The following is a 13,276-nucleotide window of genomic DNA, read 5'->3' on the forward strand; positions in this document are numbered from 1 at the left end:
AAAGCGTCGATGGACATGAAATGGTTCCCGAAAAGGGAGCATAAGATCATAACCCGCGACATCGGTCAAATCATGTAAATGTGCTCAATAAACGTTCGCGATCTCGCCCTGTAATAGTGGTAGCTTCATCGAACATAGTAAAAAATCCCTTTGGGGATTCATTACTAAGGACTCTCTCTTGAAAAAGCTTCCAGCTTTCAGCAAATACGTCCTTCTCATTATAACCCAATCTCTCATGTATATATTTTCGCAGACCTAATTTTGCTGCTTTCCTATAATTCTGAATTGCTTCTAATTTAGTTGTTTGAGCGTAGTGGGCGTAATAATCAGTGATTGCCATCACTATCTGCTCTGGCACAGCATGAATTACACCAGTTATAGAGTTGTGGCTATCAATTTCAACATATAAACTATCGGGGACTGAATTAGACTCGGTCCACTCTTTAATCAGTTCTGTTAACTGTTGTCCTCTAGTTCTACCTTGCGCATCACCAGCCGCCCAGTCTTGAGCTAGTTGTATAACCGAGCTAGGAGCTAAACCACAGAACTTGGCTAAGCCTTGAAGAGAAAGGAATGTTTCACCATTGGGTAAAACACCCATGCTAATACTATCAACTTCTTGCATCTTAACTGGCACTAAGGACAAGTTTTGTTGAATCACGTTATACTCCATTAAGAATTTTTATATTGAGCTGGTGTAACATATCTGTCGGCAACTAAATAACACTATGGTGACTCTTTATATTTTTGAACTGTAATGAAATTAACAATGGCACAATAAATGGTAGGTTTTCCTGTGGAAGGCGCATAATGGACCTGTCCAGCAACTAATACATATGCTCCTTGTAAGTCATCGAGGCTTTTTAAGTGGAAAGATGAGATAAACTTTTCTTTTATATCTCTGAATATTTTTATACTGACACCTTTCCTAGATTCACTTGCATTTAGCCATAGACCACCATCAAGAACTTCATCTTGGGCATCAACAATAACCCCCCAGAATAGTCTATACCTATTATCATCCATGGAGTCGTTGACTTCATCAAATGAAACAACAAGATTCTTTATTTTCCCATCAACCTTCAGTCTACCAGTATCAGAAAACAATCTAACTTGCTTGTCTGATTGCCTAAATTCGGGGAATCTTTTTAGGTAAGATAAAATCTGTCGCAAACTTTTGTTTGCTTCAGTTTCATTTTTGACACCAGCCCCTTTTCCTATGGCTCCACCGCTAGGTTTAACGACAAACTCCTCTTCAGGTATTTGATCATACGATATATCAGCTAAAATTCCGCCAATCTTATCATCCAAATTAATAACGTATTCCGTTACTAATGGGATTTTGCCAGCCGTGGAAAGCTCACCATCGGTTTCATCTTCAATAAGTAAATATGATGTTCTATATTGGCACTCAGAATTATAGTGATGGGAGTTAAAGTGAGCTGCCCTTTTTACTTTAGCAAGAGGGTTAGTTGCAGAACGGAACCATGCAACATCGCCACATCCTTTACATACAAGACCTGCTTTTAATTTTTTTTGATGCTCAGGAGACAATATCGAAAAATCAGTAGCTGAGTATGTAATTCCAGTCTGTTGGCACAATGCATAATCCATAGAACCCTCTTACCAAGCATTGACAATATAAAGTCATGCTAATGGATGGAATGCTTCATTTGAAACAGTGTGAGCTCATTTTGTGATCATCAGCCAATTCAGGACAGTAGGTTCGATTACGCTTCGTTAATCGAACCTACATGCAGGCGGGTTCCGACAGGAAAAAAAACCAAGATCCCGCCTGTCGGGCTACCTCAACTGAAACGCCTTGACGATAAATTCGATAAAGAGCCGCACGTTGCGGGACTGCTCCTTGTGGAAGGGGTAGACGGCGAACAGGGCGTGGGGGTCGGGTTGCCAGTCGGGGAGCAGCTTCACCAGGGAGCCGTCCGCCAGCTCGTTCGACACGAACTCTTTGGGCACCAGGATCACCCCAAGCCCCTGCACCGCCGCCTGTTTCAGGGCGATGCCGTTGTTGGCGCAGAAGCTGGCGGGCTTCAATTCCACCGCCACGCTCTCCGCGTCCCGGGTAAAGAACCACTTGTTGGGGGAGGAGGAGAGGCTGTAGCGCAGGCAGTTGTGAGCCTTGAGATCCTCAGGGTGGGCGGGCTGGCCCGCCTCCTTCAGGTAGTCGGGGGCGGCGCAGAGCACTCGCTGCACCTCGCACAGGGGTTTGGCGCGCAGGGTGGAGTCCTCCAGGGTGCCTGCCCCCCGGATCACCAGATCCAGCCCCTGATCCACCAGATCCATATAGGCGTCGCTCAGGATCACCTCGATGCTGATTTCCGGATAGCGGCGCTGGAACTCGCAGACAAGGGGGTTGAGGCGGATCAGCCCGTAGGACATGGGCATGCCGATCCTCAACCTGCCCCTGGGGGTGAAGGAGGCGGCCATGATGGACTGGTCGGCGGCCTCCAGGCTGTCCAGCACGCCGCATATCTGGCCGTAGTAGGCCATGCCCGATTCGGTGACGCTCAGCCGCCGGGTGGTGCGGTTGATCAGCGCGATGCCGAGAAAGGCTTCCAGTTCGTTGATGTTCTTGCTGACCGCCGCCTGAGAGAGGCGCAGGTCGTCCGCCGCCGCCCTGAAGGTGCCCATCTCCACCACCCGGCGAAAGACGTTCAGCGCCGTGATCTTGTTCATCCTGCCCCCGTTAATTCACTACTGGTAAATGATGGCGCCATCATTGCGCACTTTTATCACAATAGTGCGGATCCCGGGGCTGTCCATCCCCCATCCCCGGCCATCGGTCGCCAGCCGTCATGGAAAAGAGAGGCATGACAAGGGCGGCCGGGCTGCAGCCCGACCGCCCGATCCATGGGGGAGGCTTATTGCGCCTTGCCCGGCGCGGGGGGCAGGGTGATGCCGACATCGGCCCAGGGATTGGTGCCGAGCAACTGGGCGTGGGGCACGTCGGCCTGGTAGCGCATGGTGAATGCCTCGGGGCCGTGGGCGAAGGCCACCAGCAGCCCCTGTCTGGCGTCCATCAACCCGGCGTGCATGCCCAGCCCGTGATAGCTGACTCGCACGGCCTTGTCCTCCAGGCCCACCTTGTCTATCTGGAAGCGGGCTATGCTGCCGTCTTTCAGGGTAAAGCCCCAGCGGAACGGGCCGCCGCTGACCACCGTCATCACCTCGTCGATGTCGGTGCCGTCTTCTGCGGAGTTGACGTGCATCCGGCCATATTTACCGAGCACGGCGCTGCGGGTGCGCTCGTCCAGCGCCATCAGGTCATAGACCTTGGGGTAGGGGCCGACGCCGGTCTCTTCGGTGGCGACGCCGCCCCCTTGCACCGCGGGCTCGCGCCCTGCGAGCCTGGCCTGCTCCAGCAGCTCCCCCTGACTCAGGTTGAAGGCCGCAATCAGGGCGCCGTGCTCAGCTTTGGTCAACGCGCGGCGGTGGGAGGCTTCGAGCAGCGGCCTGGCTTTGTCGGGAATGTCGACGGTGACCACGTTGACGCCTATGGGGTTGAGCACCCCGTTGACCGCCTCGACCCCGGTCACGGCGGGGCGGCCATCGCTGAACTGCACCGAGACAAGGTCACCGGCGAAGGTGTTGAAAGAGAGGGCCGAGGCGATGGCGCCAGCCAGCAAAGCGACTTGGGGGAATTTCATATCAGACTCCTCGTTAAGGTTCGAGAAGCAGTCTAGGGCGCTGAAGTGTTCACTGAAATGGCACTCAACTGATATCAAAATTCACTGATGGTAATGAATCACGAGGAAGAGGGGCCTGCCGGTCGATCCCGCCCGACCTGGGAAAGATCAACTTATCTCCCCCGTCTGTGTGTTTGCGTACAGACCGGGCCAGTGGACGGGCCGCACTATCAGACGGGTCGTTTATGTCGCCCACATGCAACGTCAAGGAGAAAGCCATGACCATTGGAACCGTTCTGCTGATCGTGCTTGTCCTGCTACTGATCGGCGCCATTCCCCGCTGGCCGCACAGCCAGGGCTGGGGCTACGCGCCAAGCGGCGCCATCGGACTGGTACTGACAGTACTGCTCATCCTGGTCTTGCTCGGCAAGATCTAGGCAAGTTCACTTCGGAGAAATCAACAGATGCCACACAGCAACCTAATCCTCATCGCCATCTCGCTGCTCTGCACCTTGGGGCTGAGCGGATGCGACAAACCGGGGTCGGCGGAACAGGCCGGCAAGAGCATAGATGAGGCGGCCAGCGAGACTGGCAAGAAGGTCGATGCCACCCTCGACAAGTATGAAAGCAAGGTGAGCCAGCAAGGTGCCGAGAGCGCCCAGGCCTGGGCAGACACCGAAGTCACCACCAAGGTGAAGACCAAGCTCTTCGGCGAGCCCGGCCTGAGATCACTGCAGATCAGCGTCGATACCGTCGGCGGTGTCGTCACCCTGACCGGGACGGCCGATTCGCAAGCCAACAGCGACAAGGCCAGCGCGATCGCGATGGCGGTCGATGGCGTCGAGAATGTCGTCAATCAGCTGACCCTCACCGCGACCCAATAGGGTCGCTTGCTCAAGGAGCACAAGATGGAAATGCACCAAGCCTACCGGGAAAGAATGAGCGCCCAGCTCAAGGAGTGGGGCTGCCAGATCAATTTGCTGGAAGCCAGGCTGGAGACCCTCTCGGCCGACATGAGGGTCAAGGGGGCCAAGGAGCTCCAGGCGCTTCGTGCCAGGCAGCATGCGGCTTCCGACAGCATGGAGGTGCTCGGCAGGGAGAGCGGCGAGTCCTGGGAGCAGGTCAAGCTCACCGCCGACCAGATGTGGCACGATCTGAAGAGCGGTCTGGCGGAGGCTCAGTCCAAATTCAAGTGAGCAGGGATCCCCCTGGGGGAAGCTGGGTGTCCCAAGATGAAAAAAGTCGGCGAGCGCCCGGGCGGGGAGTTCGCCGCCCACTCAGCCAGCATGATGATGTTCACCCGCCAGCGAGAGCAGGCCCCCTGCCAGCCCTTGAGCCGCTCGCCGGCATTCACGCCGCCTTTCCCCATGTCGCTGGCTGACCCCGGATGGCCAACTCCCCATCCCTCCTTCCGTCTCGTCAACCGCCATCACACAGAGCGCTGTGATCCAATCATTCGGAACAGTCATATCACTCTGGCCACTAACCAAATGGAGATTGATCAAATGAAATGGTTTCAGCGTTGTGCAGCCATTGCCATGGGATTAACCCTGGCCGCCTGTGGGGGTAGTGATAATGACAGCAACCCGGGCAATACCAATACCGCCATCAGGATCAGCCATCTGGCTCCTGATGCCCCCAAGGTCAATGTAAAGGTTGATGGTGCCGCTTTCCTGACGGCCGTTGACTATGGCTCAAGCAGCGGGCTCAAGCCGGTTGCCGCTGGCAGTCACGAAGTGGCGGTCGACGGTATCTTGCCGAGCGGTACGACGACGGTTATTGGCCCGGTGTCACTCGACCTGAAACCCGACACCCAGTACGACGTGCTGGCAGTGGGCAAACTGGCGGGCAGCGGGGATACCGCATTTGGCCCGCTGGTGATTGAGCGGCCGAACCAGGCGCCAACGGGCGGCGATATTCGTGTGCAGGTGCTGCATGCCGCACCGAGTGCACCGGCAGTCGACATCCATGTCACCGCGCCGGGGGCCGCCCTGACCAGCCCGACGCTGGCCAACATTCCGTTCAAGACCTATAGCGACCCCCTCACCCTGCCGGCAGGGGAATACCAGATCAGGCTGACCTTGCCGGGGACGGTGGATGTGGTCTATGACTCCGGCCCACTGCCACTCAATGCCGGGGCTGACCTGCTGATCGCGGCAATCGACAACCTGGGCGCAGGGCCAAGCCCGGTACAGCTGCTCGCCATAGACGGTGCTGGCGCAACCCCCATCTTGTCTGCCGATGAACAGGCTCAGTTGAGGGTGGTCCATGCGGTCGCCGATGCCCCTGCCGTCGACATCTGGGTCAATGGCGTTGCGCCGACAGCGGCCCCGCTGCAAGGATTGGCGTTCAAGGGGAATACCGGCTATCTGGATTTGGCGGCGGCGGATTATGACTTTGTGGTCACGCCAACCGGAGCCGCCACCCCTGAGGTGATCAGTGCCAGCGACGTGCCGCTCAAGGCGGGCGTTCGCTACTCCCTGTTTGCCGTTGGCCAGTTGCTGGACCCCGCCGGTGAAACCATAGAGCCGCTGTTGCTGACGGATACCGGACGTGTGGTTGCTACCGAGGCCCAACTGCGGGTGCTCCATGCCGCCCCCACGGCACCGGCGGTTGACATCTATCTGACGACGGGGTCGGACATCAGCAGCGCCACCCCCGTACTCAAGGCCGTGCCCTTCAAGGCTGACAGCGGCTATCTTGCCGTTGCCGCCGGGGATTACCAGGTCACCGTCACCGCCTCAGGCGACAAGACCCCGGTCATTGGTCCCCTGCCGGTCACCCTGGCCAACGGTCAGGTGCTGACAGCCGCGGCCCTGTCTGACAGCGTCGGTGGCGTGGATCCCGAGTTGCTGATCCTGGACGACGTCAGCAGTAAATGATGATCCTCTGCTAGTCGACTGACTCGCAACCTGACCCAAACTGAGCCCTTCGGTTTGGGTCTTTTTATGGCAGGAAATCAGGGTTCCCACCTTGCTGAACATGCCATCGCCAGGGGGCTGCCGAGGGGGACAGGGTGCGCCATGGGGCCTGGCTCCCGGCAATGGGGCGGCCCTTGTGGTATCAAGTCAGGGTTACTCCCCCCAACCAGAGCACATCGGAGAAGAATCATATGCTGGCGCTGATCACCACGGCTCACCACACCAGTTACCCCAATCCCATCGGCTTTAGCGCCGGGGAGCGGGTGCGTATCGGTCACGAGGATGACGAGTTTCCGGGCTGGGTTCGCACCGTCACGACGGATGGCAACGAGGGGTGGGCGCCGCTGTCGCTGCTGACGCTCCTCGGGGAAGGGGAGGCGCTGGCGCGCCAGGATTACACCGCCCGCGAGCTGGACGTGGCGGTGGGGGAGCGGGTGAGGGTGGATCGCGAGCTGGCAGGCTGGCTCTGGGTGCACAACGAAACAGGGTGCTCGGGCTGGATACCGGCAAGCTGCATCTCCTCGCCGTCATAAGGCGGGGGGGCCCAGGTGCGCGTGTTCGAGCGGAGAGAGTAGGGAGGAGGGAGAAACCCGGCCACCAACGGGGCGCGGCGGCCGGGTGAATTGTAAAGAGTAGGGTGACGGAAAGCGGGATCAGCCTAGTCTAATCAACTCGATGGGGGCGTAACGCTCCTGGCTGTTTGCCAGCAGCACACACTTCTCGTGTTCCGCCTCATAGGGGGTCAGGTTGTCGGTGTGCGCCTCCTTCAGGGTGTCGACCGCGCCGGTGGCGGCAATCATCACCCGTTGGCCCAGGGTCAGCACATTGCGGTTTCTGTCGTAGATCTTCATGGCATTCTCCTTGTGGGATGGGCGCCCCGGCCCGTGCCAGGGCAACGGGCCCCAGACTACGCCTCCGAAAAAGTGCGATACCTGTCACAGATCAAAAAAAGGGGAGAGAGGGACTCGGGGCAGCGAAGCGGCGCTGGCGCGCTGGCAAGGGGGCCGCCGAGGCCGCCACTGCCTGTCGCAGGGCGGGGAGGGTGCCCCCGCTTTTCATTTCTCCGGGCTCGAACTGCAAGGGGGATGCGCTATAGTGGAGCCGCTCGTTTTACTGCCTTCAACCAACCGAGAGTGCATTATGAATCGTGATATTGCCGCCCAGTTCATCAAGATGCTGACCAACCTGGACCAGTGTCTGGCCAAGGCCGAGGCCCACGCCGAGGCGAAGAAATTCAACGTGGAGAACTTCTTCAATGAGCGCCTCATCGTCGACATGCTGCCGCTGAGCAAGCAGGTGCTGATCTGTTGCGACAGCGCCCGCGCCCTGGTGGCCACCGCCAGCCTGAGCGAGCCGCCGGTGCTCGGGGATGATCCCAAGACCATGGCGGATCTGCGCGCCCATGTGGCCAAGACCATTGCCTATCTGCAGAGCAAGCTGGACGCCGACTTCAGCCAGTATGCCAGCGGCCACTACTACCCCTACTGGGCCGGTGGCAAGGGGATGGACGGCCACAGCTGCGTGCACGAGTACGGCATCCCTAACTTCTACTTCCACCTGACCATGACCTATGCCCTGCTGCGCCAGGCTGGGGTGGATCTCGGCAAGCGGGATTACCTGGGTGGCCTGAACCTGCAATAAGAGCCCATCCCATCAGGCTGTTTAACTCGCCATGTTGAACCCAGGCTGTGCTCGAAATCCTCACGTACTCCAGTACGCTCCGGTTTCTGCGCGCTGGCTGTGTCCAAACTGCCTTCGACAATGACGCCTATTGGGATAGGTTGTAAGCCGCTGCTCTGCCGGAATGAAGAGAGCCTGCCATCCGGCAGGCTCTCTGCTTTTCGGGGCTCCCGCATCCCGGGGGTGGCGCCGGCTTATTCGCTCGGGATCCCCGCCTGTTCGATGGCGAGATCGGTGCCGCACAGCACCTGGGTGAGGGTGATGGTGACCCGCATCTCCCCGGGCAGCTTGGGGTCGTCGAAGCGGTCTGTGTAGCGGATGCGCTTGCCCGGCGCCAGCTCGAGATACTCGCCGCCGAAGGCATGGCTGTGGCCGCTGCCAAAATGGAAGAACGCCATCCTGAAGGTGCCGCCGACGCTGGCCTCCAGGTGTTCTACCCGGCAGGTGAAGCCATGGGGCGGCAGCCACTTGGTCAGGGCGTCCGCCTCGATAAAGGCTCTGTATACCCGCATCGGCGGGGCCTTGAGAACGCGGTGCAGTGTCACGGTTCCAGTCGTCATGAGGGATACCTCCTCGGTTGGTCCGCAGCAAGAATAGTCGCCCACGGCGATGTTGGCCGCTGCTCGGGCGGCGAATCGGGTGAGCGAGGATGCCTGGCCCCGCCGCTCTCCTGCGTCGCACTTCTTCGCTAACGCAGTGATTTTTCAGCGGATTGGCGAGGAGTTGATCAAGGTAGAGGTTATTGCCGCCGTTCGCTCATATAATCGCCGCCATGCAAGCGACTCGGAAGGATTCGATGACAAAGCCGATGGTGGCCCTGCTGGGGTTGTTTTACGCCTGCCTGGTGTGGGCCAACCCCGTTCCCTTCGTGGCCAGTCCGTCACCGGTGCAGGGGAAGATGGAGCCGCTGCTCTCCTGGTTCACCGGCGAGTTCTCCAGCCAGGAGCAGGCCGGTTACGACCAGCGCTTCACCAGTGCCGAGCTGCGACTGGTGGAGATCTGGCAAGGGGAAGGTCCTTATCGCTGGGTCTATGCCGAGCAGTTTCTGACGGAACGGGCGGTGCGCCCGTTCCGTCAGCGCATCTACCGTTTCTCCCCGCTGCCCGATGGTCGCATCCTGATGGCCGAGCTGACCATGCCGAGGGCCACGGATTTCGCCGGCGCCTGGCGTCAGCCCAGGCTGCTTGACACCCTCACCCCGCAACAACTCTCCCTGCGCCAGGGCTGCGAGATCTGGCTGACCCGCCAGGCCAGCGGGGAGTACGCTGGGCACAGCAAGGTCGGCAGCTGCGCCACCGACTTTGGCGGCGCCACTACCCTGGTGCAGTACCTCTGGATAGGCCCCAACAGCGTCAGGCTGCTGGACAGGGCCTATGACAACGGCGCCCACCAGCGCTGGGGCAGCCCGGGGGAGGGGTATCTCTACCTGCGCAAGGTGAAGCAACGGGGGGAGTGACCTGGACGGCGCCGAATCACGCCGGCATGTCCAGCGCCCTGTAGTGTTGCGGCAGGCTTCGGCAGCGGGTGTTGCGGTTGGGCCGGCGGGTGCCGACCCTGGCCTCCTGCCATTTGATGTACTTGCCGATCATGGCCGGTGTCATCTCGAAGCGCTCCGCCACGGCACTGAAGCTGCCCACGCGGGCAGCCTTGACTAAGGTCTCGATGGCGGTCAGACGATTCACTCTAAACACCTGGTTTATCACGCCGAGCACCGTCATCTCTGGCTGGCGACGCGGCTGTCAATATACCGGGCGGCACTTGATTGACGATGGAATACCCTGTGATGAGCCTCGATTATTACGCCCTCTACCTGCTGCTCGCCCTGGGGACTGTGCTCAGTCCCGGGCCTGCGGTGATCTACACCATAGGCAACACCCTGACCCGGGGAACCCGCCACGCCATCGCAGGCTTTGTGGGGGTGGCGGTGGGGATACTGCTGGTGGCGACCCTGGCCTCGCTGGCGGTGATCTGGTTTACCCATTGGCTGGCCGGTGGGCAGCAGATCCTCACCCTGGGGGGCGCCCTCTATCTGCTCTATCTCGGGGTGAACTCCTGGCGTCAGCGCGGGGTGAGCCCAGTGGTGAGCACGAGCTCGGATCGGGATTGCTGGCGCAGCTTCGTCAAGGGGGCGCTCATCAGCCTGCTCAACCCCAAGGCGATCATCTTCTTCACCAGCCTGTTTCCCCAGTTCATCGACTTCCGCCAGGGGGCGCTGGGCCAGTGCATGCTGCTGGCGCTGACCTTCAGCGCCGTGGTGCTGGTGGTGCACGGCGGCTACTGCCTGGTGTTTCGCTGGGTGGGCTTGCAGGGCTATGGCGAGCGCTTCGCCAGGGGCATCAACCGGCTGTCGGCCGTGATGTTCACTGGCTTCGCGATCCTGCTGCTGATCAGGGCGCTGGGCTGAGAGAGGGCCAGGCGGGGCACCCCGCCTGGTCAGTGCGTGGTTTGGTCCCGTTTATGTCGCGAGCCCAGGCCAGTGCGCCTGAAGGTCGATGAGAATGGAGAGGCTGACCGCCCCGAACAGCAGACCCGTGGCCAGGTTCAGGGGCCGCTGCACCCGGCTTAGCAGGTGCTGGGCCCGGGCGGTGGAGAGGCTCCAGGCCAGCAGCCCGAACCAGGCCAGGGAGAGCAGGAACAGCTCCAGGATCAGCAGGCCCCGGGTCAGGCCATCCACCTGGGGCGTCACCATGGCCGCCAGCAATCCCATGAAAAACAGCAGTGCCTTGGGGTTGAGCAGGTTGGTGGCGATCCCGGCTCTCAGCCCCCGGTTCCAGCCCTGCAACTCCCCGCCGGCCCGCAGTGCCTGGGTGGCGGAGCCGCGGCGCGCCGCCTTGATGGCCCCCCAGCCGAGCCAGCCAAGATAGAGGGCGCCCACCACCTTCACCGCCAGGAACAGCCAGGGCTGGCTCGCGATCAGCAGGCTGATGCCAGTGAGGCTGAGGGTGGCGTGCAGCAGGATGGCGAGTGCTATGCCGAGCGCGGCCCCGAGCGCCGTGGGCCTGTGCAGGCTGGTGCGCAGGATGAGCGCGAAATCGGGGCCCGGGCTCGCCAGGGCGATCAGGTGGATGAGACCTATGGTCAGAAACAGGCTGGTGAACATGGCATACCTCGCTACAAAGATGAGGCAGCAGCATGGGGGATGGAGGCAGGGGCTGGCTTGTAAAAGATTGCAGTGGGGTCGGTCAGCCCGGGAGCATCTGCTGACGGTAGTCCGCCGGGGTCAGCCCGAAGGCCTGGCGGAAGCCGTGGTGGAAGTGGCTCTGATCGAAGAAACCGACCGCCAGCGCCACCTCGCTCACCGGCAGGCCGCTGCCGAGCAGGCGCTTGCCCTGCTCCAGTCTCAGCCGCTTGAGCCAGGCGTAGGGGGTCATGCCGGTCTTCTTCTTGAACTGACGCAGGAAGGCGAAGCGATCCAGCCCGAACAGGGCGGCCAGATCCTCCAGGCTGTGGTGCCCGTCCAGCTGGCCGAGAAGGTAGTCGCGCAGGAATCTTATCTGGGGATCCGCCAGGGCATGGCGCTCCGGTGCCAGGTGCAGCAGCTCGCCGAGCAGTGCCAGCAGCTGGCTCTCCGCCAGCAGGGCGTCGGGGGCGGGCTGATCCAGATACATGTGCAGCCGGGCGAAGCCCTGATAGAGATCGGGGCGGCTCTGCAACCCCTTGTCGAAGAAGGGTTCTGGCTTGTCTGGCAGCCAGCGGGCCAGCTGCTCGGGTGCGATGGCGAACACCCGCACCTCGTACCCTTCCGGCAGCAGGCTGAGGCCATCGTGCATCTCGTCCGGGTTGACGGTGGAGAGCTCGCCACGCACCAGATTGTGGCTGCTGCCCTTGTGGATGAATTTCTGGCCGCCCTGCTGCACCAGACCTATGTGGTAGTCCAGGTGCACGTGGCGGCCATAGCTGAACTCCCTGTGGTGGGAGTGGGAGAGTTCAACCCCCGGCAGCAGCCGGGATTGCCAGTAATGGATGCGGGATTGGGGAGCGCTCATCGACTATTGATAACCTGAAACCCGAATATTGGCTTGTAGATTATTGCAGTGTCGACGCGCCATGCCGTCAACCCTGACTGGCAGCCCTGCGCCGCTTGCCGCTGCGCAGCCCGTCCAGGCTGAACAGCACCAGGGCACTCCAGATGCAGCCGAAGGTGATCAGCTTGTCCGGTGTCAGCGCTTCCCCGTACAAGGCCACCGCCAGTATGAACATCAGGCTGGGGCCTATGTACTGGAAGAAACCCAGGGTGGAGAGCTTGAGACGGGTGGCGGCGGCGGTGAAGCAGAGCAGGGGCGCCGTGGTGACGGCACCGGCGGCGATCAGCAGCAGGTTCAGGTGCCAGTCGTTTTGCGTGAGGTGACTGGTGGGGCTGTCGGCGAATCCCCACAGGTAGATGGCGGCCGGCGGCAGCATGATCATGGTCTCGATCAGCAGGCCGGTGAGGGCATCCAGGGCCAGTTTCTTGCGGATCAGGCCATAGATGGCGAAGCTCGAGGCCAGCACCAGGGCTATCCAGGGCAGGGAGCCGAAGGCGATGAGCTGGACGGCGACACCTATCACCGCCAGCCCCACCGCCCACCACTGCAGGCGGCGCAGCTTCTCGCTCAGAAACACCATGCCGAGCAGCACGTTGAACAGCGGGTTGATGTAGTAGCCGAGGCTCGCATCCAGCATGTGGCCGTTGTTGATGGCCCAGATGAACAGCAGCCAGTTGCCGCCGACTGTGATGGAGGTGAAGGCCAGGGTGAGCAGCACTTTTGGCTGGCGCAGCACCGCCTGCACCTTGTGCCACTGGCGACCGATCAGGGTCAGCACCATCAGCAGGGCGCAGGACCAGATCATGCGGTGGGTCAGGATCTCGGCGGCCGGGACGGCGGAAATGGTCTTGAAGTAGATGGGCGCCAGGCCCCAAAGGGTATAGGCGCACAGGGCATAGATGATGCCCTGGCGCTGAGCTTGTTGCTGCATGCGTGAATGTTGCCTTATGGCTTGTTGGGGGTGATGGAGATCACAGGGCAATGAGTGTAACGAGTACCGTAG

The 13,276-nt window shown here is 60.3% G+C and carries 17 protein-coding genes and 1 pseudogene; 8 read left to right on the forward strand and 10 right to left on the reverse strand.

Annotated elements, in window-relative coordinates:
- Positions 1-70: 70 nt before the first annotated feature.
- From ACB030_RS15415 to ACB030_RS15430, 4 genes are all read right to left on the reverse strand, one after another.
- Positions 71-661 (reverse strand): hypothetical protein, encoded by a 591-nt coding sequence (locus tag ACB030_RS15415; protein WP_371160971.1) that lies wholly within the window; start codon positions 659-661, stop codon positions 71-73.
- Between the two features lie 65 nt (positions 662-726).
- On the reverse strand, positions 727-1,614 hold the full coding sequence (locus ACB030_RS15420) for a hypothetical protein (RefSeq protein WP_371160973.1): 888 nt from the start codon (positions 1,612-1,614) through the stop codon (positions 727-729).
- A gap of 189 nt (positions 1,615-1,803) precedes the next feature.
- Positions 1,804-2,697, reverse strand: coding sequence for a LysR family transcriptional regulator (locus ACB030_RS15425; RefSeq protein WP_371160975.1), 894 nt, complete (start codon positions 2,695-2,697; stop codon positions 1,804-1,806).
- 185 nt (positions 2,698-2,882) lie between these two features.
- Positions 2,883-3,668, reverse strand: a complete 786-nt coding sequence (locus ACB030_RS15430) for a hypothetical protein (protein ID WP_371160977.1) — start codon at positions 3,666-3,668, stop codon at positions 2,883-2,885.
- A 257-nt stretch (positions 3,669-3,925) separates the two neighbouring features.
- Between ACB030_RS15430 and ACB030_RS15435 the strand changes: the two genes are divergently transcribed.
- The 5 genes from ACB030_RS15435 (at position 3,926) to ACB030_RS15455 (ending at position 7,101) form a co-directional block, all read left to right on the forward strand.
- Positions 3,926-4,084, forward strand: coding sequence for a DUF3309 family protein (locus tag ACB030_RS15435; protein WP_163148960.1), 159 nt, complete (start codon positions 3,926-3,928; stop codon positions 4,082-4,084).
- A 27-nt stretch (positions 4,085-4,111) separates the two neighbouring features.
- Positions 4,112-4,531: a BON domain-containing protein gene (locus tag ACB030_RS15440; protein ID WP_371160979.1), complete on the forward strand. Its 420-nt coding sequence runs from the start codon at positions 4,112-4,114 to the stop codon at positions 4,529-4,531.
- 24 nt (positions 4,532-4,555) lie between these two features.
- Positions 4,556-4,843 carry a hypothetical protein gene (locus ACB030_RS15445; protein WP_371160981.1) on the forward strand — a complete coding sequence of 96 codons (288 nt, stop codon included), beginning with the start codon at positions 4,556-4,558 and terminating at the stop codon, positions 4,841-4,843.
- 309 nt (positions 4,844-5,152) lie between these two features.
- Entirely contained in the window at positions 5,153-6,529 is a 1,377-nt protein-coding gene (locus tag ACB030_RS15450; protein WP_371160983.1) for a DUF4397 domain-containing protein, read from the forward strand.
- A gap of 230 nt (positions 6,530-6,759) precedes the next feature.
- Complete coding sequence (locus ACB030_RS15455; RefSeq protein WP_371160987.1) at positions 6,760-7,101, forward strand: ligand-binding protein SH3; 342 nt, start codon at positions 6,760-6,762, stop codon at positions 7,099-7,101.
- Positions 7,102-7,221: 120 nt separating this feature from the next.
- Here ACB030_RS15455 and ydfZ read toward each other — a convergent pair whose 3' ends face one another.
- Positions 7,222-7,419 carry a putative selenium delivery protein YdfZ gene (gene ydfZ, locus ACB030_RS15460; protein ID WP_043132242.1) on the reverse strand — a complete coding sequence of 66 codons (198 nt, stop codon included), beginning with the start codon at positions 7,417-7,419 and terminating at the stop codon, positions 7,222-7,224.
- Between the two features lie 289 nt (positions 7,420-7,708).
- On the opposite strand from ydfZ, the gene ACB030_RS15465 reads away from it, so the two are divergent.
- Positions 7,709-8,209 (forward strand): DUF1993 domain-containing protein, encoded by a 501-nt coding sequence (locus ACB030_RS15465; protein WP_371160990.1) that lies wholly within the window; start codon positions 7,709-7,711, stop codon positions 8,207-8,209.
- A 239-nt stretch (positions 8,210-8,448) separates the two neighbouring features.
- Here the strand turns inward: ACB030_RS15465 and ACB030_RS15470 are convergent.
- Positions 8,449-8,808: pseudogene (locus ACB030_RS15470) on the reverse strand (SRPBCC domain-containing protein); the annotation flags it as partial.
- Between the two features lie 236 nt (positions 8,809-9,044).
- On the opposite strand from ACB030_RS15470, the gene ACB030_RS15475 reads away from it, so the two are divergent.
- Positions 9,045-9,704: a chromophore lyase CpcT/CpeT gene (locus ACB030_RS15475; protein WP_371160992.1), complete on the forward strand. Its 660-nt coding sequence runs from the start codon at positions 9,045-9,047 to the stop codon at positions 9,702-9,704.
- A 16-nt stretch (positions 9,705-9,720) separates the two neighbouring features.
- On the opposite strand, the gene ACB030_RS15480 is transcribed toward ACB030_RS15475, so the two are convergent.
- Positions 9,721-9,930, reverse strand: coding sequence for a LysR family transcriptional regulator (locus ACB030_RS15480; RefSeq protein ID WP_371160994.1), 210 nt, complete (start codon positions 9,928-9,930; stop codon positions 9,721-9,723).
- 101 nt (positions 9,931-10,031) lie between these two features.
- Here ACB030_RS15480 and ACB030_RS15485 point away from each other — a divergent pair, with 101 nt between their 5' ends.
- The gene (locus ACB030_RS15485) at positions 10,032-10,652 is read left to right on the forward strand and encodes a LysE family translocator (protein WP_371160996.1); all 621 of its coding nucleotides are present in this window, start codon (positions 10,032-10,034) and stop codon (positions 10,650-10,652) included.
- 51 nt (positions 10,653-10,703) lie between these two features.
- Here the strand turns inward: ACB030_RS15485 and ACB030_RS15490 are convergent, their stop codons facing one another.
- The 3 genes from ACB030_RS15490 to rarD form a co-directional block, all read right to left on the reverse strand.
- Positions 10,704-11,348, reverse strand: coding sequence for a LysE family translocator (locus tag ACB030_RS15490; protein ID WP_371160998.1), 645 nt, complete (start codon positions 11,346-11,348; stop codon positions 10,704-10,706).
- An 82-nt stretch (positions 11,349-11,430) separates the two neighbouring features.
- Positions 11,431-12,234, reverse strand: coding sequence for a helix-turn-helix domain-containing protein (locus tag ACB030_RS15495; RefSeq protein WP_371161000.1), 804 nt, complete (start codon positions 12,232-12,234; stop codon positions 11,431-11,433).
- Between the two features lie 67 nt (positions 12,235-12,301).
- A complete protein-coding gene (gene rarD / locus ACB030_RS15500; protein WP_371161001.1) occupies positions 12,302-13,204 on the reverse strand; it encodes an EamA family transporter RarD in 903 nt (300 codons plus the stop codon).
- Positions 13,205-13,276: the final 72 nt, after the last annotated feature.

It is taken from the genome of Aeromonas sp. S16(2024) (assembly GCF_041403065.1).
Taxonomy (GTDB): domain Bacteria; phylum Pseudomonadota; class Gammaproteobacteria; order Enterobacterales; family Aeromonadaceae; genus Aeromonas.

What these genes read in the sequence shown, in the direction of transcription:
- ACB030_RS15495 (WP_371161000.1), bottom strand. Translation starts at nt 12,234, where the DNA reads ATGAGCGCTCCCCAATCCCGCATCCATTACTGGCAATCCCGGCTGCTG.
- ACB030_RS15490 (WP_371160998.1), bottom strand. Translation starts at nt 11,348, where the DNA reads ATGTTCACCAGCCTGTTTCTGACCATAGGTCTCATCCACCTGATCGCC.
- ACB030_RS15430 (WP_371160977.1), bottom strand. Translation starts at nt 3,668, where the DNA reads ATGAAATTCCCCCAAGTCGCTTTGCTGGCTGGCGCCATCGCCTCGGCC.
- ACB030_RS15465 (WP_371160990.1), top strand. Translation starts at nt 7,709, where the DNA reads ATGAATCGTGATATTGCCGCCCAGTTCATCAAGATGCTGACCAACCTG.
- ACB030_RS15475 (WP_371160992.1), top strand. Translation starts at nt 9,045, where the DNA reads ATGACAAAGCCGATGGTGGCCCTGCTGGGGTTGTTTTACGCCTGCCTG.
- ACB030_RS15420 (WP_371160973.1), bottom strand. Translation starts at nt 1,614, where the DNA reads ATGGATTATGCATTGTGCCAACAGACTGGAATTACATACTCAGCTACT.
- rarD (WP_371161001.1), bottom strand. Translation starts at nt 13,204, where the DNA reads ATGCAGCAACAAGCTCAGCGCCAGGGCATCATCTATGCCCTGTGCGCC.
- ydfZ (WP_043132242.1), bottom strand. Translation starts at nt 7,419, where the DNA reads ATGAAGATCTACGACAGAAACCGCAATGTGCTGACCCTGGGCCAACGG.
- ACB030_RS15445 (WP_371160981.1), top strand. Translation starts at nt 4,556, where the DNA reads ATGGAAATGCACCAAGCCTACCGGGAAAGAATGAGCGCCCAGCTCAAG.
- ACB030_RS15450 (WP_371160983.1), top strand. Translation starts at nt 5,153, where the DNA reads ATGAAATGGTTTCAGCGTTGTGCAGCCATTGCCATGGGATTAACCCTG.
- ACB030_RS15440 (WP_371160979.1), top strand. Translation starts at nt 4,112, where the DNA reads ATGCCACACAGCAACCTAATCCTCATCGCCATCTCGCTGCTCTGCACC.
- ACB030_RS15435 (WP_163148960.1), top strand. Translation starts at nt 3,926, where the DNA reads ATGACCATTGGAACCGTTCTGCTGATCGTGCTTGTCCTGCTACTGATC.
- ACB030_RS15455 (WP_371160987.1), top strand. Translation starts at nt 6,760, where the DNA reads ATGCTGGCGCTGATCACCACGGCTCACCACACCAGTTACCCCAATCCC.
- ACB030_RS15425 (WP_371160975.1), bottom strand. Translation starts at nt 2,697, where the DNA reads ATGAACAAGATCACGGCGCTGAACGTCTTTCGCCGGGTGGTGGAGATG.
- ACB030_RS15485 (WP_371160996.1), top strand. Translation starts at nt 10,032, where the DNA reads ATGAGCCTCGATTATTACGCCCTCTACCTGCTGCTCGCCCTGGGGACT.